Here is a 25,408-nt window from a genome sequence, read left to right as displayed (position 1 = left end):
AGGCAACAGCCAACATGGTATAAATGCCAGCTTCGGCCGACGGTGACTGCCGTTTATACAAGTACGTTAGCACATATTTACATAAATGGAAATCCTAACATTCTTATTAATCCATGTAATAACTCCGATTATTGGACTGCTAGGTTACTTATTTCTTAAAAAGAGGATTTTAAAAGAATCCATTGAAAATCCACCATTGATTGACCTCTTTTTTATTTTTAGTATATACGGTGGCATATTGCTGATTATTTTAACCGAATTATTTTGGAAATGGTCTGGGATGGCTTCATTAGGAGCATTCTTTTTAACAATCCCAGGTTTTGTTATTATGGCAATTATAGGCTACAGAAACTACAAATTAAGACATATTTCAATGTACCACAAGATGTCATATTTGTGTGGACTAGCATATTGTATCATAATGCCATTAACTATTTTGACAGCTAGTATATTTTTAGATAAATAAAAAAACACGTATCACTTCCAGAAACTAACAGAATTAAGAACCTCTTTCTTATATATATTGCCTTTACTAACAAAAGGTAGTTTGATCATGGAAAATAATAAAGCAGTATTAGAACAGGCAAACGCCGCAATTACCAAAGGCGACTACGAAGGATTTCTGGCTTTCTGCACCGACGATACGCAATGGAACTTTGTAGGCGACCAAACCCTGCGCGGCAAGGAAGCGGTCCGGCAATATATGGCAAAAACTTACCTGGAGCCGCCCCAGTTTATGGTCGAAAATTTAATTGCTGAAGGTGATTTCGTCACGGCTCTGGGTAAAATCAGTTTACCAGATAAAGACGGACAAACAACCGAATACAACTACTGCGACGTCTGGCAATTTCGCGATGGGAAAATGGCTGGGCTACAGGCTTTTGTTATTAAATCCTAGCCTTAATAAAACCATTAACCCAATACAGGTTATCCGTTCCGGTATTTGCCCGAAATGAAATTTTTTAAAAATTTAGCTGTAGAACCGAAATCAGTCACTCCGCAGGATATTGTTTAAGCAATAATTGTCTATCTGTAAATCAATAATTTACTTTTTACACGTAACTTATCAACCTGCTACGCTACCGGATTCAGTTGCGCTTTGGCGGCTTCGATATGTTCCGGGCTTTGGGTTTTAATGGCAAAATACGCGTAGAACAACGGGGAAGCTGCGTGCCGTTCTACGACCTGGGCAAATAAACTGTCCCATACTTTTCCGCCGGCTTTTTCGTAGCAAGCAATTAATTCGCGCAGGCTTTCTTCGCCAAAAGCGGCCAGATGACCCGAAAAATCTACCGCAGGATCACCCATTTGCCCTTCCGACCAATCAATAATGCCTGTAATTTGCCCATCGGATTTAGCTAAAATATGACCGGCAAACAAATCGCCGTGAATAAAACAAGTAAAATCGGGCCACAGGCGGTCGTTATTGAGCCAGCTACGCCACCGCTCTTCGAGCTGCGCCGAGAGCGGCAGGGCGTTTTTTACTTTCTCCAGCTTATCCTGGATTTCCTGCCGGATTGTTTCGGGCGTGGTTATTTTAATACCGTGCGCTGCCGCCGCCTGCTCCGGAATTTCGTGCAACTGCACCAACGTACTGGCCAAAGTAGGAATGTATTCTTTGCTGTTGCGGTCGACGTACCAGGTAACTTCGTAGGTTTGCGGGTCATAGGTAAGAACGGGGCTATTTTCCAGCATGGGGTAAGCCACTAACCGCGGCGTAACTATTTGCCAATCCGGTACGGCTACAGAAAGCCGGTCTTTTACGAGCGCCAGGATGTTTTTTTCCTTTTCTATTTGCTCCGCGAGGTCGGTTCTGCGGGGAATACGTAATATCCATTTTTGTCCGGATAAATCACTGGCGTAAGCTACCCGAAAGTCGGCGCCCATTTCGTTTAGCTGGATGTTATCCTGCAATACCAATCCGTGTTCCGCGGCAAGTTTTACTATTTCCTGCGTGTCCATTTTACTTTCTTTTAAAGTAAATTTTTAAAAAATTTATTTTCTGCTGGCTTCAGCTTAGCCGTAAAATAAGTAATTTGAATCAAACCTAATCAAGAAAACTATTGATTAGTTTAAAATTTCAGCACTAAGCCGCTTGCTTAACCTAGATGCCAGATTATTACCTGTAGGATAAGCATTTTCAGAAAACATGAATAAAAGAATTTGGAAGATAGTAGTCTTAACCTGTGTTTCAGCGGTTTTATTAACCAACTTGCCGTTTCTGCCCGGCCCAGCCTGGCTGTACTATCCGGCGCAATTTTTTTTCTCTGCCGGTATACTGCTTGGGTTATTAGGCATCGTGCTCATTCCAACCGGTTTAATCTGGACTATTAGCGCATTTAAGCAGCCAAAAACTACTTCCGTTATAAAAGCGCTGGCAATTCTTTGTTGGGTATTGCCTGTTATTAGCCTGGCATCCACAGGGTGGTTATCTGACCTGACCAGAAAAATGAGCCGAAACATAGCCATAGCCAATGCTGCGGCGCTGGTGAAGCAGATAGAACAATATCACCAGAAAACAGGAGCTTACCCTAAAACTGTAGCGGAGCTAACCAAAAAGATTCCACCATCTGGTATTATTGGAGTGTTTACCTATTTCTATGATAAAACTCCGAATGCTTACACGGTTACCTTTACGCAGAATGTGTTGTTTAACTTTAATTTTGAAGTGGTGCAGTATGATCCAACCGATTCTCATCAAACAACGGGCGAGTCAACTAATCTAAATAGTACCGGAAAGAAGCATTGGAAGTATTATATTTATGACTAAACTGCTATCTGTGCCCCTGAAACAGCTTTGTTTTCTTTTCGGTTAATGGCATTTCGCGAATAACGAATAAGTTTGAGATTTTGCTTCAGGTATTTGCCCTAAATCATTCTGTTAATTTAACCTATAAAACGCATGCGAATTTTAAATTTTTTAGCTTCGGCATTTATCTTTCTTGCTTCTATCAATTCCTTATGGGCTCAGGATGTAAGTTCCAGAACTATCGAAGACGGGGGCACCGGCAAGTACCCGGCCCTGATGTTAACCGAGGCTTCTTTGCCCACCCACACGGTGTTCCGGCCAAAAGATATAAGTGCGTTTAGTAAAAAGAATAAGTTACCGATTATTGCCTGGGGAAATGGCGCCTGCTACAACTCGCCCTGGGAGCACGTTAACTTTTTAAACGAGGTAGCTTCGCATGGTTTTCTGGTGGTGGCCATTGGCGTTATGCCCAAAGAAAGCGGCGAACAAGTAAAAGACCGTTCCCAATCGGCGCAGTTAACGGCTGCTATTGATTGGGCTATTGCCCAGAATAAAGACCGGAATAGCCCTTATTACAACAAAATAGACGTCAGCAAAATTGCCGTGAGCGGCATGTCCTGCGGAGGCTTGCAAACCCTGGAAGTAGCCGGCGATCCCAGAATTACCACCACCGTGGTTTGCAACAGCGGCATCTTTACCAATCCGGCAGCCAGCCGGATGCCCGGAATGCCGCAACTCAGTAAAGAGCAATTAAAAAAAATACACACTCCCACACTTTACCTTTTAGGCGGTCCCTCGGATATTGCTTATAACAACGGCATGGACGATTTTAAGCAGATTAACCACGTACCGGTTTTTGTAGGTAATATGGATGTGGGGCACGGCGGCACGTACAGCCAACCCCACGGCGGCGAATTTGCCCGCGTAGCTACGGCCTGGTACAAATGGCAATTAAAAGCCGATAAAGAAGCGGGCAAAATGTTTACCGGCAATCCGGCTGGCCTGGCCCAATCTGCGGGCTGGACAGTGGAGAAAAAGAATATGCCTTAATAGTAGTAGCTTTGATTTAATTCAACCAGGTAAAGAATAACACTTCGTTTTCCCCGACGCGTCCTGATGAAGTTGACCTCACCAGGACGCGTTTATTTTTATAGCCCAACGCCGCCGTTTTAATGTACATCTACATCGCAAATGTATTGCGTTACAGGCTGCATTTTTCCCTCACAACTCTTACTTGCTTTCTCCAAAATTAATTTTTTTAAAATTTTACTTGCGCAACCACTTAGTTGCACTTATATTTGCAACCATATAGTTGCAGGTTAAGATAAATGCAAACCCGACGAGACGTTTTTCAAGCCATTTCGGACCCCACGCGGCGCGCCATTATTATGCTACTGGCCGTAGGTGCGCTTACGCCCAATGCCATTGCCGAGCATTTTAACAGCAGCCGGCAAGCTATTTCTAAACACATACAGGTGCTCACGGAATGCGAAATTTTAACGCAGCAGCAACAAGGCCGGGAAATTTACTATCATTTGAACGCCGATAAGATGCAAGACATAGAAAAGTGGTTGGAGCAGTTCAAACAACTATTGGCGAAACGGTTTGGCCAGCTAGACGATGTTTTACAACAACTTAAAGCAAATAAAAAATGAACAAAGCCCTTCTTTTTAATTTCACGGTAGACAAAGAAAACCACAAAATTAACGTAGAAAGACTCTTTGATGCGCCCCTGGATCTGGTGTGGGCCGCCTGGACCGAAGCCGACATTCTGGACCAGTGGTGGGCGCCCAAACCCTGGCGAGCCAAAACCAAATCTATGGATTTCAGGGAAGGCGGCCATTGGTTGTATTGCATGGTTGGCCCGGAGAATGAAGAGCATTGGTGTAAATCAGAGTACTTTACAATTCAACCGGAAAAATACTTTAGCGCCATCGATGGCTTCTGCGACGCCGAAGGTAACCTAAACCCCGAAATGCCCCGTAACAAATGGGAAAACACCTTTACGCCCCAGCAAGAGCAAACCCGGGTAAACATCGATTTATCTTTTGATTCGCTGGAAGATTTAGAACAAATTATTCAGATGGGCTTCCGGGAAGGTTTCACTGCCGGCCTCGAAAACCTGGACCAGTACATTGCTGCCCAGTTTTACTTACGCAAACAAAATAAAACCAGCAACCGCCCCCGGGTAGCTACTTACTTAAACTTTCCGGGCAATACCGAAGAAGCCTTTAATTTTTATAAATCCGTTTTTAAAACCGATTTTATCAACGACATCCAACGTTTCGGCGAACTTCCGCCCGACCCTAACCAACCACTACTGGCTGAAGAAGTTAAAAAAATGGTACTGCACGTAGAATTACCTATACTGGGCAACCACCTTTTAATGGGTACCGATGCCCCCAAAGAATTTGGTTTTACGGTAACCCCGGGCAACAACATGCACATTCAACTGGAACCTGATTCTAGGGCCGAAGCCGAGCGTATTTTCACGGAACTTTCGGCCGGCGGCAAAATAGAAATGCCTTTACAAGATATGTTCTGGGGTGCTTATTACGGCAGTTTCACGGATAAATACGGTATTAACTGGATGATTAATCATCAGAATGCCTAAAGAGCGCAAAAGAGAATTTTCTTTTTCATCCCGAAGAAAATTCTCTTTCTTTTACCTGATCTAAATTTCAAAAATTTAAAATTTTATCCGCAACTCCCGCCAGCTTGTAGCTGGTGGGTATTTATAAAAGGCAGTTTTTAACTTCCGTCCAGTTTAAAAATGGCCACCATCCATAGCTCCCTTTACACGGCATTAAACTGGAAGCAGATATAAAAATAAAACTTCGCTTGGCTCTTAAATTTGAAAAATTAATATTTCATCGCCAGCAAAACCTCAGGAATACATGGCAAAAGCTTTTTCTACTTTTTGCTCTGCATTTAAAAACATAATTTCGGTAGTTTTTCGACCCGTAGCGGTATTGTGGTAATAAAGCGTTATGCCATTAATGCCGGTTAATACATCTATCAACTCAAAACGCAGGTCTGGAATTAATTTTAAGCCTTGTTGCCAGTAGGCCCGCACCTGGTCTTTCCCCGCAACGGTGCCGTTGCTTTCGGGTATTATTTTTTTGGCCATGGGGGTTACAATGGTAAAATCCTCGGTGTAATGGCTAAGGATACGATCCAGGTCGTGCGTGTTCCAGGCGGTTATCCATTCTTCGGCAAAGTGTTTCGCAAATTCTTCGGTCATTTTGGTCAGATTAATTGTTTAGGCTGAATTTACATAAGAAGCTATTTCGGGTTGGGTTTACAAGCAAAGCGGGAAATTTCGCAAGCTTGCATTGCCACCAGCTTAAGCTATCTGGAAATCAGATAGATAATTAGAAAATATCCTAAAACCTAGCATCGTACCTTATTTATTTTTTAAAATTATTTAATTATTACTTCCTAGTTTTTTAATTTTTCTCGGGACTGGCGTATTGGAGGCTGGTTGGGTTACTTTGTTTGATCTAAATTTTAAAATTTAAAAAATAATTTAGCAAGACGAATTTTTCGTCTTTATTGCCATTTCATGGCGTAATCGGGAGTAAAAACACGGCTGACCTTTGTTACCATTAAAACAACCCCTGTTTAGCCGAAAGAGCAAGTATTCTTTTAGCCAGCGTGGTGATTACACATATAAATTAAGTTACGATGTCGATAACCAAAGAAGCCGAACTAACCGGCATGAAAATAATTAGTGAAGTAGTGGCTACCGCTCTCCGGGAAATGCGCGAATACACCAGGGTAGGTATGACTACCAAAGAAATAGATGAATTTGGCGGGCAAATTATAAAAAAACTCGGGGCAAATTCGGCACCGGCGCTTACTTATAATTTCCCCGGCTGGACCTGCATCAGCGTGAATAACGAAATTGCCCACGGTATTCCGTCGGCTACCCGGGTGCTCCAGGAAGGCGATTTAATTAACATTGATGTATCGGCGGAGTTAAATGGTTTTTGGGCCGATAACGGCGGTTCTTTTATTTTGGGTGAAGATATAAACCACCACCAACCCTTGGTAGATGCTTCAAAACAAATCCTGGCCAAAGCCATTAACTCGATTAAAGGCGGTATGCGCGTGGCCGAGTTGGGCCGGTTAATTGAAACCGAAGCAAAAAAATCGGGCTACAAAGTAATTAAGAATTTAACTGGCCACGGCATTGGCCGCAAGCTGCACGAAGAACCTGGCGAAATCGCGAATTACTACGACCGCTTTAATTTTACCCGGTTTAAGAAAAACTCGGTAATTGCCGTGGAAACATTCATCTCCACCCATTCTACTTACGCCGAAACCGAAAACGATGGCTGGACTTTGGTGGGCAACAAGGGCGGCTTTGTGGCGCAACACGAACATACCCTGGTAATAACCGATGGTAAACCTTTGGTTTTAACCGAGATGAACGGGATCTGGAACTAAGCCAAAAGCTTAAGCTGGTTCAGTTTTTTAAAAATTTTACTTTTCTGTTGCTTGTTTTTAGCCCTTATTTGAATTGAGCAAGCATTGGTTTGAATCGCGTAAACACTTGCCGTGCCTGGGTAGCTAATTTTGTACTGTACAAAAAAACAATTACGCTATGAACAAGCAACAGAACAAAGTATGGTTTATTACGGGAGCGTCGCAGGGAATCGGTCTTTCGCTTACCCGGCAATTATTAGAGCAAGGATACCGGGTAGCGGCCACCTCTCGGAATCTGGATCAATTGCAGCAAGCCATAAGTAGTACCCACAATAGCTTTTTACCTTTGGCCCTGAATATTACCGATGAAGCCAGCGTAACGCAAGCCATTGCCCAAACAATCGAAACTTTTGGCCAGATTGATTACGTGGTAAACAACGCCGGTTACGGCTTAATTGGTAGCCTGGAAGAACTATCCGACCAGGAAGCCCGCCAGAATTTCGACGTAAACGTGTTTGGGTCTTTAAACATTATCCGGGCCACCTTGCCGCATTTACGCCAACAAGGTTTCGGGCATATTTTTAATATTTCGTCTATAGCGGGCATGTCCGGCGATTATCCGGGTTTTGGCATTTACTGCGCTACCAAATTTGCCGTAATTGGTTTTACCGAAGCATTAGCTATGGAGGTGAAAGATTTTAACATTAAAGTTACCGCGGTGCTGCCGGGTTATATCCGCACAAATTTCTTAAAAGCTGGCTCCGTGGTAACGGCAAAAAAACAATTGCCCAAGTACCAAAGTACCCGCGAAATGCAAAGGTTACACCAGGAACAAATTAACGGCAACCAGCCCGGCGACCCCGAGAAAGCCGTAGCCGCTATTATTAATGCCGCCCAAGTAGAAAACCCGCCGCTGCATTTGCTACTGGGCAGCGACGCCCTGGAACTAGCCACGAACAAACTATACGCGCTACAAGCCGAATTCGCGCAATGGGCTCCCGTGAGCCAATCCGTAGATTTTGCCGTAGAAGCTTAATTATACCCGCCAATTTTTAAATTTTATGGCGTTTTCAAATTAAGTTAAATACAGAAAAAAGGCTCGAAGCAAATGTTTCGAGCCTTTTTTCTGTGTCATCCAGGAGATATCTATTTAGTTACGTAGCTAAACAGGCTCCACCGAAACAATGCCCATAATTTATTATCCTACTTATACTTAGCTGAAATTACCCGGCTTACTTTCAACGAAATAAATTTTGTAAGGCATGCAACCAAAGTTAACTCTTCCGGGTCAGTAAAGTATTAGCCCAGCGGGCATAAATCACTGGTGTTAAATTAGTACCACTTACTACAAGCAAAATTTTAAAATTTAAAAATATGGAACTGCCAAAAGCTCTACTCGGTGCCATTTTATTGGGCATAACCGTGCAAACCACCACCAGTTGCTCCGATAAAAACGAACTACCCGGACCTAAAACCCAAAAAGAAAAAACCAGCAAAACTCCCGAAAAAAGCGACCCAGGAAATTGCCCGGGCTGCGGCATGGGTTAATGTTTTTTACTAACCCCGAAAATTCGCTAAGCTGTGCCGGAAAAAATTTTAGCTGCGGTAGCTTGTAACTTAGATGTGGATATTCTGGCGGCTGCCTTGCCTTTATTTGCGGCTGGCAAGGTAGAGGCCATTGAATGGTCGTTTGATACTTTATTCCGCACGCCCCAAATACCCGCCTGGTTTTCGGAATTATTACAAACCTACGGCCAGGCCGGCCGGCTGATTGGCCATGGCGTGTATTTTTCGTTGTTCTCGGGGCAGTGGAGCGTGAACCAGCAAAACTGGCTGCAGCACCTCCGGGAGCTTTCGGGTCAATATACTTTCGATCACATTACCGAACATTTTGGCTTTATGACCGGACAAAATTTTCACCATGGCGCTCCCCTGCCCATTCCTTACTCCGCCAGCACCTTAGCCATTGGCCAGGACCGGCTCGCCCGGATCCAAGATGCCTGTAAATGCCCGGTTGGTCTGGAGAACCTGGCTTTTTCTTATTCTCTCGACGAAGTAAAGCAACACGGGCAGTTTTTAGCGCAGCTTATTACGCCGGTTAACGGATTTATCATCCTGGATTTACATAACCTGTATTGCCAACTGCATAACTTCCGGGCTTCTTACGACGAGATTGTCAATCTGTATCCGCTGGATAGAGTCCGGGAAATTCATATTTCGGGCGGTAGCTGGGAAAGCTCCGCCATAGAACCTAACCGCCAAATCAGAAGAGATACCCACGACGAAGCTGTACCGGAAGAAGTATTTGCGTTGTTAGCGCAAACCATTGACAAATGCCCTAACCTGAAATTTGTGGTACTGGAACAATTAGGCAACGCTCTGAAAAGCGAAGAAAGCAAGCAATTGTTTTATGCCGACTTTTTAAAAATGGAGGCTATTCTCCAGCGAAAGAACCAGAAATTAAGAACTAATCCGGCTAAAGATTTCCTTCCGTTGTCGCTCAGCATCGCAGAGCACCCCATAGAAGATAAAACTTTAGCAGCCCAGCAAGTACATTTATCCCGTATTTTAGAAAATGCAAGTTCAGCCGAAGAAGCCATCCAGAGGCTGCAAACCTCATCGCTCGCCCACTCCGATTGGCAGATTGAAACCTGGGAACCGTACATGATCGAAACGGCGCACAACATTGCCCGCAAATGGAAGATGTAAAGACTAATGCTTATATTTTAGTCATTATCAAAAAGAATAGTAATAAGCTGTATGGAATGGTTTCATTAAATTCAAAACTATTCCTGCCGCATTTTTCCTCGTAAACCGCCTCTAGTTTTGGGCATAGCTGGTTGGTGAAGACACCACCAGGGCGGTTCATTTTTCTTCGTGTAAGAAGCAATTTTAAAATTATTTCCCTTCTTTAAAGGTTACCCTTAACTATTTTTAAATTTTCAAGACCTACTCAAAAGATGGCCGTGAAAGCACTGCCCACAAGCAATGCTGTTGATTAAGCAAACACCCACTCCTTCAAAATTTTGTTTTACTAAGCCCCATGTGCCGTCGCACCTGCCGTCGTTTGTATCTTCACAAACGACTTTTTAATTCTAATTTACTTAGCCTTGCTGGTCCAGCGGCTGTTTTTTAGTCGGAAACGCCAGGGTAGTAAAGCATCTTCACCGGCATAATCCACGCCTACCCGTGGGCTCGCAATTAGCTGATCTTCCGGTATTGTTTCACCACGATCTTCCAGCCAAATTAAATCACTGGTTAAATCGGTACCGTAGTGTTTTTTAGATATTCCCAAGGCCAAAGTAACCAGGCCCGGTCCGGCGGTAAGTTTGGGTGTAACCTGGGTGTGGTTGCGGCGCAACAGCATTTCCGGAATACCTTCGGTGGGTTCAATGGCCCGGATTAACACGGCATCGGCTTTTTCGGCCACGTTGGTGATAATGTTAAACAAACAGTAAATGCCATAAATTAGATACACGTAGGCCACGCCGCCTTCCTGAAACATGATTTCGGTGCGGGCGGTCCGGCGGCCGCTGTGCGAATGACAGGCCATATCGTTTTCGCCGCAATACGCCTCGGTTTCTACTATTCTGCCACCGGTTAATACGCCATCGATTCGGGTAAAAATGTATTTTCCAATCAGCTCCCGGCTAATTTGCACCACATCCGGGCGCGTGTAAAATGCTTTTGAAAGTTTGGTCATACTTAGAACTACGCTACATCTGCTTTTTTAAATTTTCCCATTTCTGGATTCCGTATTTATTCGGCAAACTCCCTCGGGCAATTTCGTATTAAAGCCAGATACGTCCGTTTTGTTTTATTCTGATTGATAAAGCTATGAAAAATATATTTTTTGTTCTTTTAGTTTTAACTGGCTTATGGGGTTGCAGCGCGGCCCGCGTCTCGAACATAGAAGCAACCGATAATTTTACCTTAACCAATTACAAAACCTTTAACTTTTACGAAGTTACCAACAACGGCGAACCCGTAGATGCACAGTACAACAACCGCATTGCCATACTAAAAAACGCCATCCAGCAACAATTAACGGCCAAAGGATTAACGCTAGCGCCCACTAACCCGGATTTACTTATTAACCTGGGCATTGTTACCACCGAAAAAGTACAAACCCGCCAAACCGACTTCCGGACGGATGCGCCTAAATACATCGGACAACGCCGTTATTCCTGGAAAAGTCAGCAAGTAGAAGTAGGCCGCTACCGCCAAGGCACGGTTTCGGTGCACCTCGTGGACCCCAGCAAAGACGAACTGGTATGGCAAGGCACCATGGAAGGCATTATCCCGAAAAAAGATGCTGCCCTGGAAAAAGAAGTAAACGCCGGGGTTACCAAGTTGTTTAGTAAATTATAATGGGTAGTAAGATATAAGTAGCAAGTATCAGGACTTTCGCCCAAGGGCAGTGAAGACACTGCCTTGGGCGATCCTGGAGTTTATATTTCATATTACTGGTTTAAAAGTTGGAACCCGCCGCTGGTTGCATCTTCACAACCAGCTTCTCGCAGTGAAGTCACTTTCCTTGGATGGAATATAAGCTAAATACGGAAGTTCGTGCAAAGATTGGCAGTGGAGACACTGCCAATGGGCGGTTCTAATGGTTACGTCTTACGTTTAATTGTTCTACTACTTGTGCCGCTGGTTGTGTCTTCACAACCAGCTTCTAGACAAAATTTGGTTATGCGGAGAGTTCGCGAGAGCGGTCTCTCCGCATTTTTTTGTGCAGCCAATTCCTGATTGGCGTATTGGGGAGTTTTGGTGAACGCCAATCAGAGATTGGCTGTCCCAAAGTACTTAGAGCGCTGCGCTAACTCTAAGTACAACAAGAGGAGTTCGCAAGAGCGGTCTCTCCTCATAACCAGGATAAACAAGTGCACTCAAAGCTGAAAAGCAAAATTTTAAAAATTTAACCAAACCACGATCATCCGCTAACCTTACTCTTACTTAAAACAACTGCATTTCGTCCAGAATAGTTAATCTTAAACTTTTACTTATCTTTGTGCCGGATTGGTGGCCTGCCTGCAACCGCAAGCAAGCCTTAAAAGGGAATCAGGTGTAATACCTGAGCTGTTCCCGCAACTGTAATCTTCTTTAAAAAGGTTGTTTACTCCTTTTGCCACTGTTCTGTAAGCAGAATGGGAAGGCCAAACAAACCGAAGAAAGCCAGGAGACCTGCCAATTTTATTTATTGTCACATGCTTTCGGGTAAAAAGCTAAGAGCCAGACAGATGAACGAAGATTACACTTTCTTGCTGCGCCTATGTACCCCGACGGATTTTATTCGGACGGGGGAAAGATGCGCGTAGTAGTTTTTTTTAAAATTTTCTTAGCCGCCACGCTGCTTATGCCGGCGGCGCGGGCGCAGGTTACTCCGGATACCTTAACCGGCGAAGATTTGGCCGAGGTACAGATTATTGGGCAACACCATCCGCGCTATACCCTGGGTTCCCGCGAAACGCAACTCGATTCTTCGTATCTGCAAACAAACAACGCTGCTTCGCTCTCGGATGCCTTGCAGAGCCGTACGCCGGTTTACTTAAAAACCTACGGCAACGGCATGCTGTCTACTATTTCGTTTCGGGGTACCTCGGCCAGCCAAACGGCGGTGCTCTGGAACGGGTTTAACATTAACTTACCTACGCTGGGGCTAGCCGATTTTTCGATAATTCCGCTTACGGCCATACAGGGCGTGCAATTACAGCACGGTTCGGGTGGGGCTAACTTTGGCACCAGCGCCATTGGTGGAGCCGTTATTTTATCATCCAGAACTAACTGGCAGCCGGGTTGGCAACTGCAGGCCCAGCAAGATGCAGGAAGCTTTAACTCGTATTTTAGCCAATTAGCCGGCCAGTACAGCACTAAAAAAGTAAGCGTAGAAACCAGCTTTTTCCGCCGCGAGGCGCAAAACAACTTTAAATTTAAAAATATCACGCAATTTGGGGCGCCGGACCAGTGCCAGGAAAACGCCGCCTTGTACCAATTAGGTTTTACAACTAACCTGCACCTGCGCCTGAATACCCGCAATACTTTGGCTATCCGGAACTGGTACACCGATAGCGACAATCAATCGCAGCCCAACATGGTAGCCGCCAATACACACGCCCAGCGGGCAAACCGCAACTGGCGGCTTATGAGCGAATGGAACCACCACAGTAAATTAGGCTTAACGGCTATCCGGGGGGCTTATTTTGCCGATTACATGCGCTACCGCGACGATAATACCAATTCCGAAACTGCGGTAAATACGTACCAAATTCAAGGCGAGCAAAACTTTATCTTGGCCAAGAAAATAAACGTAGATGCGGGCGGCGAACTGCAATATTTTACTGGTGATGTAGATGGCTACGGGCAAAAAGTAAACGAAACCCGCGCTTCCGGTTTTCTTTTGTTTCGCTACGATCCCCTGGATTTTCTGCACTTGAATTTAAATCTACGGCAAGCATTTGTTACGGGCTTTAATCCGCCGCTGGCGCCTACTGCCGGCTTTACCCTGGATGTATTTATGCGCAACCATTATACGCTGGGATGGAAAGGCTCCGTTTCGCGGGGCTACCGGGTGCCTACACTAAACGACCGCTACTGGCCCACGGGCAACGCAACTTTAAAACCCGAAAACAGCTACAACTACGAAACCGGCCTGGCTTACAAATACCAGCAAGGAATATTCACCGCCGAAACCGAAGTAACCGCTTACCGCATGCAGGTCGAAAACTGGATTCAATGGCTGCCGGCAGCGGGCACGGGCGTATGGTCGCCCCAAAATTTAAAAAAAGTATTAGCTAGCGGAGCGGAGGCATCCGGCAAGGCTTCGTGGCTGCTCCGGACAGGTAAAGTTACTACGGGCTTTAATTACGGCTATACTTCCTCCCGGCAACAGGAATCGTACGGCAGTTCGGCGGAACCTACCGGCAAGCAACTAATTTACGTGCCTTACCACACCGCTACCGCCTACGCCGATGTAACTTATAAATCGTGGTTGTTTACAACTAATTACCAGCTCACTGGCCAACGGTACACCACCGCCGAAAACACCCGTTCGTTGCCAACTTACGGCTTGCTTACTATTTATGGTGGTAAAACCATCCAATACCATAAAACCCGGTTTCAGGTAATTGGTCGGGTAAATAACCTGACTAACAAAGTGTACCAAAACCTGGAGTATTACGCTATGCCTGGCCGGAATTACAATCTAAGCGTCCGGTTTACTTTAAATTAAAAGCTGCCTCATCTTTTTTTAAATTTTTCTCTTTTCACAAACCCCAAACCTTTACTTATTTTATTTAATCCATTTACTATGAACAAAAATTTATTAAACCGGTCTTTTATTATGGGAATTTACCTGGCGGGCAGTATTTTTTTAAGCAGCTGCCAGGACGATGATTCGGGCAGCACGGTTACTCCACCTAAAGGCGCTTACGAATCGGGCGTGTTGGTGGTAAACGAAGGCAATTTTCAGCAAGGGAACGGCGCCATCAGCTTTATCGATAAACAAAATAAAACCGTAGTAGCCGATGTTTTTCTAACGGAAAACAACCGGCCCTTGGGCGATGTGGTGCAATCGGTAACCGTAAACAACGACAAGGCTTACGTGGTAGTAAATAACAGCAACAAAATAGAAATTGCCGATGCCAATACGTTTAAATCGCTGGGGGTAATCAATAATTTGCAACTGCCCCGGTACATGGTAGTGGCCAATAACAAAGGCTATGTTACCGAGTGGGTAAGCTTTAGCGGCAACGGCCGGGTTTCCGTGATTGATTTAGCCACGAATACCTTAACCAAAACCATTGCCGTTGGGAGTCTGCCTGAAAAGCTAGCGTTGGTTAATAATAAAGTATACGTAATTAACTCCGGCGGAAACACCGTTTCGGTTATAAACCCAACTTCGGATGCCGTGGAAACCACTATTACCGTAGATGCCTCGCCGAACAGTTTGGTAGTAGATGCGAATAAGAAATTGTGGGTGTTGTGCGGTGGCGAGAAAAATTATAACCCCGATTACTCCATCGACGAAAATACCAGTAAGCCGGGCAGCTTAGTGCGTCTTAACCCCACAACCAACGCCGTAGAAGCCACTTTAACTTTTACTTCTAAAGTTTTGTCGCCGGACGATTTAGTGGCGAACGGCGCCGGCAACAAAGTGTATTACCAGTACGGGGGCAAAGTTTACCAGCAAGATATTTCGGCTACTACCTTAACGGCTACTCCTTTTATTAACCGGAACTTTTACGGCATTGGCGTAGACCCGGCAGATAATTTAATTTATGGCGCCGATGCCGGTGGCTTTGCTGCCGGTGGCAAAGTAGTGCGTTTTAACCCGAACGGGGCGGCTGTCGATTCGTTTACCGTAAGCGTTGGACCGAGTGAATTTGTTTTTAAGTAAAAAGGCTCTACAACCAAGATATTAGACGCTGGATTTTAAATCAATCTTAAACTGAATATCCTCTATTTAGATATTCAGTTTAAGATAAAATGTGTCCTTTTTCTTCAGGCGCATCCATCATAAAAATAAACCCGCCAGATTGTACTTTCTGGCGGGTTTATTTTTTAAATTTTCTTATTATTGATCTACTTTGCCGTCGTTATCGGCATCGCGGGCGCCGTTATCGGGGTCTACTTTTTGGTAGGTTTCATTTTTATCCATGTCCAGGCTATCAGGTCGACCCACCGAATCGGTTTCCTGGATATTTAAATTTTCCGGATCTTTATCTTTGGCACTGCCTTCTTCTACATTAGTATCACCTTCTTTGGTGCCGGTACTGCAGGCCGAAAAACTGAGCGCTGCTCCGAATACCAGTACTAAACCAAATTGGTGCATGGTTTGCCGTATTTTTTTCATAGTCTGTTATATTGAGTGAAGCTTAATTTAACCCGGCAACAAGTAAAACAAAGGCTTACCGGGCTCGTTCGGTTATGTACGGCAGCCGGGTTGAATGGTTAAAGGGATATTGTTTTGGTTTAATTTAAAAATCCGGACAAAGGCAAATCCTACCGGAAAATCTTATTTTTGTACGCGGTTTATTTGCCCCAACCGTAAAACCCAATCAGATGAGAAAGCAAAACGTGCCGAAAGCCGCTGTAAAAAAATCTGCCCGTAAAAGCCGGCCATTATTTGATAAGGCCGGATTACGGCGACAAATTCTAATTATTTTTCTTGTCAGTTTTTTTATCGCCACGGCTTTAATTTTGTACGTTTTTGGTTTTCCGCCTGGCTTTTTTAAACGCTTATTCAGCGCCACTTTTGTTATTTTCCTGTTGATTAGCGCTACCGTATTGGGCATTATTCCGCTGGTTAATAACGTATTTAATCGCTGGCTGCGCTAAGCGGTATAAACAATTGCCGGTATTCTAGGTTTTAAATTAGTATTAGATCCCCTTTTACCTGGTTGCCCTATATTATCGTATAATCATTAAAGCAAGATTTTACTCCTGTGGAAACAACTACCTTACATATTAAAAACATGGTTTGCCCGCGCTGCATCAGCACGGTTACCCGGGTTTTACAGGAACAAGGCTTACAGGTAAATGAGGTACAATTGGGTTATGCCGAGGTGTCGGGCCACCCGGATTTAACTAAGATTGATGCGGCCTTGCAACCCGAAGGTTTTACTCTTTTGCTCGATCGGGACCGGCAGTTAGTAGAAAAAATTAAAAATACCTTAATCGATTATTTGCAGCATTTCGAAACGGCCTACCAGCCTGTTACTACTTCGGTGTATTTAGCCGAAAAACTGGATACTGATTATTCTTACCTGAGCAAAGTATTTTCGCGCCTGGAACCTCTCACCATCGAAAAATATTTTATTCTGTTAAAAATTGAGCGGGTAAAAGAGCTGTTATCCTACGGACAATTAACTCTGAGCGAAATTGCCCACCAACTACAATACAGCAGTGTGCAGCACTTATCTAATCAATTTAAAAAGATTACGGGTCAATCGGTAAGTGAGTACAAAAACTCCCTGCAACCCACCCGTACGCCTTTGGATGCTATTGGCTAGATTTTTTAAAAATTAGAAATTCGGAGTACCAGATATTACTAGCTTTTGGTCAGTGCTATTTAGTACCAGACGAAGAAAAGCTATCATCGTCTTAACTGGTAATTAAATTCTCTCCTGGTTGATTTTTGGAGCCGGTTCCCGTCTCCATGCAGTGGTGCTATCTAGTTTGACAAGTAACCAGTTTGCCTCCTGGCCGACGGACCTCTAAACCCCTCCCCCTGCGGGACCTCCCCTAAAAACAGGGGAGGAAATGCCGCTATTCCTACTTTTACCTTTCCTCGACTGCTCCTGGGAATGCCTTGTGCCTTGGCACTGGAAGTCCACAAGGTGCTCCACAGCCAAACTGATGTCTTTGCTTTTAGCTACAGTTTAATCCGGAAGAGAGAAACATAGGTAGAAAGTTTACTTTCTAAAGTCTAGAAATTGGTAGTAGCCAATAAATTTTAGTTTTATACTCTAAATTCTATTAAGGATGGGTCAGAAAAGCCGAGGCTAAGTATAAACGACATCAGTTTGGCTGTGAAGGGCCTTCTAAGGTTGTGGTGCCGAGGCACGAGGCATTGTGAGGAACGAACAAAACAAGCTTAGACCAGCCCGGAAGAGCCAAACGGGGCCCGCCGGCCATGAGGCAAACTGGTTACTTGTCAAACTAGATAGCACCAGCGCCTGGAGGCTGGAACAGGCTCCAAAGAATAACCGTAACAAATATTGCTTTATTCTAGTTACTCACATACAACATTCTTTAAAATCCAATAGAACCCGGATTTTATACATCGTTGCCTGAATTGTGTTAAACTCTTGCGCCGGAGCAGCGTTAATTTTACAACAGAATTAATGCTTATTCCTATGTTCAAGAATACCTTAATAACTACTTTTACTCTACTGGCGTTGAATAGCTTGCCTTTGCAGGCGCAGCATGAGCAGCACCAGGCTCAACCCGCTACCGATACTACACACCAACACCATCATGGTATGATGCACAACCATCAGGCTGGCACCGATACCACCCAGGCCAACCATAACCAGCACAGCAGCATGATGCCAGGCGGCATGCACAATATGCCCGCCATGACGCACGCGTTTTCGCGCAGTTTACCCATGAACCGGAACGGCTCCGGTACTGCCTGGAACCCCGACGAAACGCCCATGTATATGTACATGAAGCACGCCGGCAACTGGAACATGATGTTTCACGGGAGTGTATATTTGCGCTACACCAACCAGGATTTGTTTAACGCGGGTAACCGGGGCGATAGCAAATTGGATGCATCCAACTGGTTTATGGCCATGATTCAAAGGCCGGTAGGTAAACGCGGCTTGTTTAACTTTAACGCCATGCTATCGCTGGACCCTATTACCGAAGGCAAACAAGGCTACCCTTTGTTATTTCAGTCCGGCGAAACGTATAAAGGCCAGCGGCTCGTAGACCGGCAACACCCCCACGATCTTTTCTCGGAATTATCGGTGGCCTACACCCACCAGGTTAGTCCGGACGTAGATGTAACCGCTTACTTTGGTTTACCCGGCGAACCAGCTTTGGGCCCAGTGGCGTTTATGCACCGGATTTCCAGCTTTAACAACCCCGATGCGGTGTTGGGCCACCACTGGCAGGATGCCACCCACATTACTTTTGGCGTAGCTACCCTGGGCGTGCGTTACAAAAACTGGAAACTGGAAGGCTCCAGCTTTACTGGCCGTGAACCCAACGAAAATCGTTACGGCATCGATAAGCCGCTGTTTGACTCGTATTCGTACCGTTTATCTTATAACCCTACCCGCAGTTTAGCCTTGCAGGTATCCAGGGGTTTTATTCATTCGCCGGAAGCCCTGGAACCCGAAACCAACGTGGATCGCACCACCGCATCAATATTACACAGCAAAATGCTGGGTGATCGTAAGCACATCACGTCGGCGCTGGTGTGGGGCTTAAACGATGCCGGCCACGACCACCGGGAACATTCTGTTCTGGCCGAAAGTAACCTGCAACTAAACAAAACCGGCATTTACGGCCGCTACGAATGGATTCAGAAAACCCCCGAAGAACTAAGTTTAGAACAGTTTGAGCACGACGAAATTTTTAATGTGCACGCCTTAACCTTAGGTGTAAGCCGCGTAGTAGCCCAGCAATGGAACACCGACTTAACCATAGGAGTACAAGGCAGCGTGTACGCACCTGGCAACCAATTAAAACCTATTTACGGCAAGGTGCCCGTATCCGGTGAAGTTTATTTGCGGATAAATCCTTCACTGATGCGCATGCATTAAAAAATTAAGCGGCAGGTAAACTAAATTTTTAAAATTATTTGGTTTACCTGCTACAAGCAGGCATTTTTTAAAATTTACCGGTAACTTAATCCAGGTTGTTCTTTAATTTCGTTATTATACTATAGCTTAGTAAGGACTTCCGGAAAAAACTAACAACGAATAACCGATAACTAGTACCTATGCATTCCCACTCACACTCCCACGATCACTCCCAAGGCGGCCATCACCATCACCACGAAGTGCCTACCAATTTAACGCGGGCGTTTGTAATAGGTATTGCCCTGAATATAGTTTTCGTGGTTCTGGAAGCGGCTACCGGCTTTTGGCTGCACTCGCTGGCTCTGCTCACCGATGCGGGTCATAATTTAAGTGATGTAGCCAGTCTGATTTTGGCTTTGTTCGCGACTCGGTTAGCCACCAAAAAAGCCACCGACGATTATACTTATGGCTTTAAAAAATCGACTACGCTGGTTTCGCTGTTTAATGCGGTATTACTATTGGTAGCTGTAGGAGCGATTGGTTGGGAAGCTTTTCAGCGATTGGGGCAACCGCAGGAAATAGGCGGTCAGTACATCGCGTACGTTTCGGGCATTGGTATTCTGGTGAATGCCGGCACGGCTTTGCTATTTTTGCGCGATAAAGACAAAGATTTAAACGTAAAAGGCGCTTACCTGCACATGGCTGCCGATGCGCTGGTGTCGTTGGGGGTAGTGCTAGCGGGCGTTACCATTTACTATACCAACTGGTTCTGGGTAGATTCCGTGATTAGCTTAGTGATTATTGTGGTCATTTTGTGGAGTACCTGGAGTTTGCTCACCGAATCTTTAAAATTATCCCTGGATGGGGTACCCAGCGGCGTTAATTTACCGGCTATCCGGCAATTATTAACCAATTTCCCGGGCGTAAAAAACGTGCACGATTTGCACATCTGGGCCATGAGCACCACCGAAAATGCGCTTACGGCTCACCTGGTAGTACAGGAAAACACCTCCGATACCTTACTGGCGCACATCCGGGAAGAACTAGCCCACCATCACCAGATTAACCACGCTACCATCCAGATTGAAAAAGTGAACCAACCCGTCTGCGAGCAAACCTGCGAACACGTTCATTAAAGTTATTTTTTAAATTTCTTAGAATTAGCCGAAGTTTCCAGACGCTTTAACGGGAATTCTGTATTCTTCAGAAACTATTGTAAATGTAAGTGTCGCCTGAATTAAAAAATAAAGATTCGAGATGGGCAATGCTTGATGCAAACACCAAACAGAAGTACTTGCTAGAAGGATACTTTTACATGGCTTTTTCTCATTTATTTTCGTCATTCAGAAGAAAACTATTTAGCTACGTAGCCAAATAGGTTCCTCCTGAATGACATTGTGGAATAAGCAAAATAGTGCTGTTTTTAATTCTATTAACTCGAAAGCACGGTAAATATGAGGTAAAGTTCGTATCTCAGTTGATTTTTTATCTACTTGATTCCCCCAAAAGCGGCGAAACAACCGTTTTTGTGTAACACTTCCGTATACCGGAAACCTACTTTTTTTAATAACTCAAGCTGATAGGTTAAAGAACGGGGCGAATCTTCTTTCTCGATGTAAGCCAAGACTTTCTCTTTATAGGCAATGCCTCCTAGTTGTTCCAGGTAATCGGCGTACTTATCCCACATTAACTTATTAATCGGCGTTGCCTCGTGCGTAATTAAATCCGAAATCCAGAAGGTGCCACCCGGTTTTAAGGTTTGGTACAATTTGGTGTAAACTGCTTCCCATTCTTCGTCTGTGCGTAAATGGTGCAGCACCGCACCGGCCAAAATGGTACAGTAAAAGTTTTCCGGTAAATCTAAATCCCGCACATCAACTTGTTTTGTTTCCACGGTGCCGGTAGTAGCAGCGCTTACTCTTTCCTGGGCTTTCTGGAGCATGGGTTGGCTCAAATCTACCAGAGTACAATGCATGTTGGGTATTTTGCTTAGGAGCTTTAAAGTATAATTGCCTGCCCCACAGCCAATGTCCAGCAAGCGCGAAGCTTTCAGCGTAGCGTACTTTACCGCCTCGGTAATTAATTCTAAACTAATCGGGGCATCTACGGTCGATTGCTGACCAGTTTCCAGATTAGAAAATCGCTCCACGTCCTGGTCAAATCGTTCCCGTATTTCCGCTACGGTGGATTTAGGTTTTACATTTTGTTCCATTGTTCATCGGGGTTATTCATGATTTATTCGGCTTCCGGCCTTATCTTTTTGGCAAATCTATAGCCACCAACGATATTTGTAAAGTATCATTTTTATCAACAAACCATACCTTACAGGTATCATACGGAATGGAGTTACGCCATTTGCTTTATTTTAAAACGGTAGCCGAAGAACTGCATTTCCGGAAAGCTGCTAATAAGCTGTTTATTTCCCAGCCTCCTTTGAGCCGGCAAATAAAAGAACTAGAAGAGGAGTTGGGGGTAATTTTGTTTACGCGCAGCAATAAACAGGTTAGCCTCACCCGGGCTGGCCAATTTTTTAAAAAAGAAATCGATGCGCTCTTCTCGCACCTCGAAGAAAGCAAAAACCTGGTGAAGCAAATGCAAGGGGCTATACATACCCCGCTCCGGATTGGCTACATCAGTTCTACTTACCAACAACATTTGGTACCCATTTTAAAAGAACTGCCCACTTTTTTCCCCTTCGCCAAAACCCGCTTGTACGAAGTACCCACCGTAAAGCAAATCCGGGCGCTGGAAGAAGGTAAGCTGGACGTGGGCATTATGCGGACACCCGTAAACTCCGAAAATTTAAAAATTATTCATTTGTTTCAGGATCCTTTTGCGGTGGTGATGCCGGCCAACGCACAAACCTTGACGGGCACAGATACATTAGGCAAATTTTTAAAAAATCAGCCGTTTATCTTCTTTAACCAGGATTACGCGCCCGACTACTACCGAAAGTTAGTAGAAATTTGCCATCGGTTGGGTTTTACGCCGGAGGTGGCCCACGAAGCTAATAACATCCATTCTATTTTACGACTAGTCGAGAGCGGTATGGGCGTTTCTATTGTGCCGGCTTCGGTTCAGGAGCAGTATCCATTTTTAAAACTCGCATATTACGATTTAAAAGAAATACCCATTTCTACCGAAGTGGTATTGGCCTACAAGCCCGCCGCCTCGAATGCAGTTACCGATTGGTTTATTCAGCAATTTACCGCCAAGTTTAACCTGCCCAATCCGGTGGAGTAATCGCATATATTTTTATTCATTAGTAAACAACCAACCGATATAATATTGCCCATGAAAGCAGTAATTTTGCGCCGGGTAAACTTCTGCGGGTTCGCGGATGTTCTTTACCTGCACTAAGCCCGAAACTTTGTTACCAGCACCTAAAATCTTACTTATTACGCCGCCGCTCACGCAATTAAACACGCCTTACCCGGCTACGGCGTACATTAAAGGTTTTTTGCAGCAATACCACTATCCGGTTACGCAAGCCGATTTTGGCATTGAACTGGTTTTAAAACTTTTTTCGCGGACCGGCCTTACGCGGGTTTTTAACGCCATTGAACAGCAAAACCTAACGCTTTCGGACAACTGCAAACGCATGCTGCGCTTAAAGCGGTTTTACCTGGCTACCATTGAGCCTACGATCCGCTTTTTGCAAAACACCGACACCACGCTGGCTCAGCAAATTTGCTACAACGGCTTTTTACCCGAAGCTTCGCGCTTTGACCAAATCGGCGATTTAGAATTTGCCTTCGGCGCCATGGGCATTAACGATAAAGCCCGTCATTTAGCCACGCTGTACCTCGAAGATCTCGGCGATTTAATTAAAGAAACCATCTGCCCGTACTTTGGCTTTAGCCGCTACGCCGAAAAACTAGCTTTATCAGCCACGTCTTTTAACCCGTTGCAAACGGCTTTAGATGAGAAACCGAACCTGGTGGATGAACTGTTGTTAGAAATATTGGCAGAACGTTTGGCGGAGGTAAAACCCGATATAGTGGGTTTTTCAGTGCCTTTTCCGGGTAATTTATACGGCGCTTTGCGCTGTGCCCAGTACATTAAACAACAATACCCGGCAGTAAAAACCATCATGGGTGGTGGTTACCCCAATACGGAACTGCGTAGTTTGAATGAACCCCGTTTTTTTAATTTTATTGATTTTGTAACCCTCGACGATGGCGAAGGTCCGTGGTTAAAACTGCTGGAGCATTTGCAGGGTAACCGGCCAAAAGAGCTACTGCAACGTACTTTCCTGCGGGAAGCGGGTGAGGTCAAATACATAAACGGTTGTCAGGATGCCAACATCCCGCACACCGAAGTAGGCACCCCGGATTACGCTGATTTGCCTTTAGATAAATACTTATCGGTAATTGAGGTGATGAACCCCATGCACCGGCTCTGGAGCGATGGGCGTTGGAATAAATTAACCGTGGCGCACGGCTGTTACTGGAAGCGTTGCTCGTTCTGCGACGTTACCCTGGATTATATTGCCCGCTACGAAACCGCTCCCGCTACCTTGTTAGTAGACCGCATTGAGTCCATTGTGGCGCAAACTGGCCAAACCGGTTTTCATTTTGTGGATGAAGCTGCACCGCCTTTGGCCCTCCGGGATTTAGCCATCGAGTTAATCCGGCGCGGGGTAAAAATAACCTGGTGGGGAAATATCCGCTTCGAAAAAACTTTTACGCCGGATATCTGTCGGTTGCTCGCCGCTTCGGGTTGCATTGCGGTTTCGGGTGGTTTAGAAGTAGCTTCGGATCGGTTGCTGGCCAAAATGGAAAAAGGGGTTACCATTGCGCAGGTAGCCCGGGTAACCGAGGGCTTTACTCAAGCCGGCATTATGGTGCACGCGTACCTCATGTACGGCTTCCCGACCCAAACCGCCCAGGAAACCATTGATTCTTTAGAAGTGGTGCGGCAGTTGTTTTTGCATAATGTGATTCAATCGGGGTTCTGGCACCGCTTTTCCATGACGGCGCACAGCCCGGTGGGTAAAAACCCCGAAAAGTACGGCGTACGCCAGATTGGTCCGCCGGCCGGTAATTTTGCCCACAACGATTTATGGCACGACGACCCGCAGGGCTGCGACCACGAGTTATTTGGCGCGGGCTTAGCTAAGGCCATTTATAACTACATGCACGGCATTGGCCTGGAGGAACCGCTTTCTTTCTGGTTCGATTTTAAAGTGCAACGTCCTACTGTCAGTCCGGTTTTAATTGAGCAAGCCATTGCGACTCCTGGTAAACCCGACAGCGAAAAACAAAACTTACGCGTGCTTTGGCTGGGCAATTCGCCGGAAATGGAAGTACTTACTCTCGTTAAAAAAGGTAAAAAAACCGAAAGAGCCGTGCTTACTTTCTACGAAAAAGCCGAAGATTTTCAAATTAAAACGACGGCCGTAATTGGGCGATGGTTAGTAGAAATGCTCGCGCAGGTAAGTTGCGATGCGGTTAATCCCGTTCGGTTAAAAGATTTGGCGCAGCGGTTTCCGCAACAGGCAGGACTTACGTTTTCGGAGTTTTTGATTTCGCCGACCTGGTTTTTGCTTCGGGAGAAAGGATTATTGTTGGTCTAAAGCGTTGTTCTTGAATTCTGACTGCTATCTTTTAGAATCATTTTCAAATCTCTATCAAACGGGTGCCTGTGTTTAGCCTAGCATTACTGGTGACTTTTGGACAAGGGCCAGTCTCCTGCCTGGCATATCTGCTTTTGTAATTGCTTTCTTTTAGTTCTTTGGAGTCTTTTCAAGTCTCCAGGCTCTTTCTCTGGCGCAAGTTTTCAAACTTGTGCCTATTTATAATGTAAAGTCTGTGACTTTACTCCGGCTTTAGCCGGAACCCGCATCGGCTGTAGCGAGCTGCTAAAAAGTAATTTTTTAAAATTTAGTATTTTACCTTTATTACTTGGAGCCGGTTCCCGTCTCCAGGCTGCGGTGCTATCTAGTTTGAACGGGCTGAGTTTGCCTCAT

The 25,408-nt window shown here is 45.0% G+C and carries 24 protein-coding genes and 1 riboswitch; of the genes, 19 read left to right on the top strand and 5 right to left on the bottom strand.

Features of this window, described 5'->3' with window-relative positions:
• Positions 1 to 85 precede the first annotated feature (85 nt).
• Positions 86 to 466 (top strand): hypothetical protein, encoded by a 381-nt coding sequence (locus HUW51_RS10830; protein WP_185274048.1) that lies wholly within the window; start codon positions 86 to 88, stop codon positions 464 to 466.
• A gap of 87 nt (positions 467 to 553) precedes the next feature.
• Positions 554 to 898, top strand: coding sequence for a nuclear transport factor 2 family protein (locus HUW51_RS10825; protein ID WP_228467002.1), 345 nt, complete (start codon positions 554 to 556; stop codon positions 896 to 898).
• Positions 899 to 1,074: 176 nt separating this feature from the next.
• Here the strand turns inward: HUW51_RS10825 and HUW51_RS10820 are convergent, their stop codons facing one another.
• Positions 1,075 to 1,962: a macrolide 2'-phosphotransferase gene (locus HUW51_RS10820; protein WP_185274047.1), complete on the bottom strand. Its 888-nt coding sequence runs from the start codon at positions 1,960 to 1,962 to the stop codon at positions 1,075 to 1,077.
• A 487-nt stretch (positions 1,963 to 2,449) separates the two neighbouring features.
• Between HUW51_RS10820 and HUW51_RS10815 the strand changes: the two genes are divergently transcribed.
• From HUW51_RS10815 to HUW51_RS10800, 4 genes are all read left to right on the top strand, one after another.
• Positions 2,450 to 2,770 (top strand): hypothetical protein, encoded by a 321-nt coding sequence (locus HUW51_RS10815; protein ID WP_185274046.1) that lies wholly within the window; start codon positions 2,450 to 2,452, stop codon positions 2,768 to 2,770.
• A 132-nt stretch (positions 2,771 to 2,902) separates the two neighbouring features.
• On the top strand, positions 2,903 to 3,799 hold the full coding sequence (locus tag HUW51_RS10810) for a poly(ethylene terephthalate) hydrolase family protein (RefSeq protein WP_185274045.1): 897 nt from the start codon (positions 2,903 to 2,905) through the stop codon (positions 3,797 to 3,799).
• A 278-nt stretch (positions 3,800 to 4,077) separates the two neighbouring features.
• Positions 4,078 to 4,404: an ArsR/SmtB family transcription factor gene (locus HUW51_RS10805; protein WP_185274044.1), complete on the top strand. Its 327-nt coding sequence runs from the start codon at positions 4,078 to 4,080 to the stop codon at positions 4,402 to 4,404.
• The gene (locus tag HUW51_RS10800) at positions 4,401 to 5,363 is read left to right on the top strand and encodes an SRPBCC domain-containing protein (RefSeq protein ID WP_185274043.1); all 963 of its coding nucleotides are present in this window, start codon (positions 4,401 to 4,403) and stop codon (positions 5,361 to 5,363) included. The genes HUW51_RS10805 and HUW51_RS10800 overlap by 4 nt, the downstream gene beginning before the upstream one ends.
• 273 nt (positions 5,364 to 5,636) lie before the next feature.
• On the opposite strand, the gene HUW51_RS10795 is transcribed toward HUW51_RS10800, so the two are convergent.
• Positions 5,637 to 5,993, bottom strand: coding sequence for a nuclear transport factor 2 family protein (locus HUW51_RS10795; protein ID WP_185274042.1), 357 nt, complete (start codon positions 5,991 to 5,993; stop codon positions 5,637 to 5,639).
• A 443-nt stretch (positions 5,994 to 6,436) separates the two neighbouring features.
• On the opposite strand from HUW51_RS10795, the gene map reads away from it, so the two are divergent.
• The 4 genes from map to HUW51_RS10775 all read left to right on the top strand — a co-directional run bounded on the left by map (position 6,437) and on the right by HUW51_RS10775 (position 9,889).
• The gene (gene map, locus HUW51_RS10790) at positions 6,437 to 7,201 is read left to right on the top strand and encodes a type I methionyl aminopeptidase (RefSeq protein WP_185274041.1); all 765 of its coding nucleotides are present in this window, start codon (positions 6,437 to 6,439) and stop codon (positions 7,199 to 7,201) included.
• A gap of 157 nt (positions 7,202 to 7,358) precedes the next feature.
• Positions 7,359 to 8,216, top strand: coding sequence for an oxidoreductase (locus tag HUW51_RS10785; protein WP_185274040.1), 858 nt, complete (start codon positions 7,359 to 7,361; stop codon positions 8,214 to 8,216).
• 338 nt (positions 8,217 to 8,554) lie between these two features.
• On the top strand, positions 8,555 to 8,728 hold the full coding sequence (locus HUW51_RS10780) for a chryseobasin-related MNIO class RiPP peptide (protein WP_185274039.1): 174 nt from the start codon (positions 8,555 to 8,557) through the stop codon (positions 8,726 to 8,728).
• 33 nt (positions 8,729 to 8,761) lie between these two features.
• A complete protein-coding gene (locus HUW51_RS10775) occupies positions 8,762 to 9,889 on the top strand; it encodes a multinuclear nonheme iron-dependent oxidase (RefSeq protein WP_185274038.1) in 1,128 nt (375 codons plus the stop codon).
• 391 nt (positions 9,890 to 10,280) lie between these two features.
• Here HUW51_RS10775 and HUW51_RS10770 read toward each other — a convergent pair whose 3' ends face one another.
• Positions 10,281 to 10,883, bottom strand: a complete 603-nt coding sequence (locus HUW51_RS10770) for a DNA-3-methyladenine glycosylase (RefSeq protein ID WP_185274037.1) — start codon at positions 10,881 to 10,883, stop codon at positions 10,281 to 10,283.
• Between the two features lie 134 nt (positions 10,884 to 11,017).
• On the opposite strand from HUW51_RS10770, the gene HUW51_RS10765 reads away from it, so the two are divergent.
• From HUW51_RS10765 to HUW51_RS10755, 3 genes are all read left to right on the top strand, one after another.
• Complete coding sequence (locus HUW51_RS10765) at positions 11,018 to 11,551, top strand: DUF4136 domain-containing protein (RefSeq protein WP_185274036.1); 534 nt, start codon at positions 11,018 to 11,020, stop codon at positions 11,549 to 11,551.
• 635 nt (positions 11,552 to 12,186) lie between these two features.
• Positions 12,187 to 12,389, top strand: a riboswitch (cobalamin riboswitch).
• 66 nt (positions 12,390 to 12,455) lie between these two features.
• A complete protein-coding gene (locus HUW51_RS10760; RefSeq protein ID WP_185274035.1) occupies positions 12,456 to 14,411 on the top strand; it encodes a TonB-dependent receptor plug domain-containing protein in 1,956 nt (651 codons plus the stop codon).
• 78 nt (positions 14,412 to 14,489) lie between these two features.
• Complete coding sequence (locus HUW51_RS10755; protein ID WP_185274034.1) at positions 14,490 to 15,578, top strand: YncE family protein; 1,089 nt, start codon at positions 14,490 to 14,492, stop codon at positions 15,576 to 15,578.
• Between the two features lie 177 nt (positions 15,579 to 15,755).
• Here the strand turns inward: HUW51_RS10755 and HUW51_RS10750 are convergent, their stop codons facing one another.
• A complete protein-coding gene (locus HUW51_RS10750; RefSeq protein ID WP_185274033.1) occupies positions 15,756 to 16,034 on the bottom strand; it encodes a hypothetical protein in 279 nt (92 codons plus the stop codon).
• 209 nt (positions 16,035 to 16,243) lie between these two features.
• Here HUW51_RS10750 and HUW51_RS10745 point away from each other — a divergent pair, with 209 nt between their 5' ends.
• From HUW51_RS10745 to HUW51_RS10730, 4 genes are all read left to right on the top strand, one after another.
• Entirely contained in the window at positions 16,244 to 16,519 is a 276-nt protein-coding gene (locus tag HUW51_RS10745) for a hypothetical protein (RefSeq protein WP_185274032.1), read from the top strand.
• A 107-nt stretch (positions 16,520 to 16,626) separates the two neighbouring features.
• Positions 16,627 to 17,193 carry an AraC family transcriptional regulator gene (locus tag HUW51_RS10740; RefSeq protein ID WP_228467001.1) on the top strand — a complete coding sequence of 189 codons (567 nt, stop codon included), beginning with the start codon at positions 16,627 to 16,629 and terminating at the stop codon, positions 17,191 to 17,193.
• Positions 17,194 to 18,039: 846 nt separating this feature from the next.
• On the top strand, positions 18,040 to 19,458 hold the full coding sequence (locus HUW51_RS10735) for a hypothetical protein (protein ID WP_185274031.1): 1,419 nt from the start codon (positions 18,040 to 18,042) through the stop codon (positions 19,456 to 19,458).
• A 179-nt stretch (positions 19,459 to 19,637) separates the two neighbouring features.
• A complete protein-coding gene (locus HUW51_RS10730) occupies positions 19,638 to 20,573 on the top strand; it encodes a cation diffusion facilitator family transporter (protein WP_185274030.1) in 936 nt (311 codons plus the stop codon).
• Between the two features lie 353 nt (positions 20,574 to 20,926).
• On the opposite strand, the gene HUW51_RS10725 is transcribed toward HUW51_RS10730, so the two are convergent.
• A complete protein-coding gene (locus HUW51_RS10725) occupies positions 20,927 to 21,649 on the bottom strand; it encodes a class I SAM-dependent methyltransferase (protein WP_185274029.1) in 723 nt (240 codons plus the stop codon).
• 128 nt (positions 21,650 to 21,777) lie between these two features.
• Between HUW51_RS10725 and HUW51_RS10720 the strand changes: the two genes are divergently transcribed.
• Positions 21,778 to 22,680, top strand: coding sequence for a LysR family transcriptional regulator (locus HUW51_RS10720; protein WP_185274028.1), 903 nt, complete (start codon positions 21,778 to 21,780; stop codon positions 22,678 to 22,680).
• Between the two features lie 97 nt (positions 22,681 to 22,777).
• A complete protein-coding gene (locus HUW51_RS10715) occupies positions 22,778 to 25,015 on the top strand; it encodes a B12-binding domain-containing radical SAM protein (RefSeq protein ID WP_185274027.1) in 2,238 nt (745 codons plus the stop codon).
• Positions 25,016 to 25,408 lie beyond the last annotated feature (393 nt).

The organism is Adhaeribacter swui, from assembly GCF_014217805.1.
Taxonomy (GTDB): domain Bacteria; phylum Bacteroidota; class Bacteroidia; order Cytophagales; family Hymenobacteraceae; genus Adhaeribacter; species Adhaeribacter swui.
Note: the sequence above shows the minus strand (reverse complement) of the source record. Positions and strands in the feature narration are given on the sequence as shown.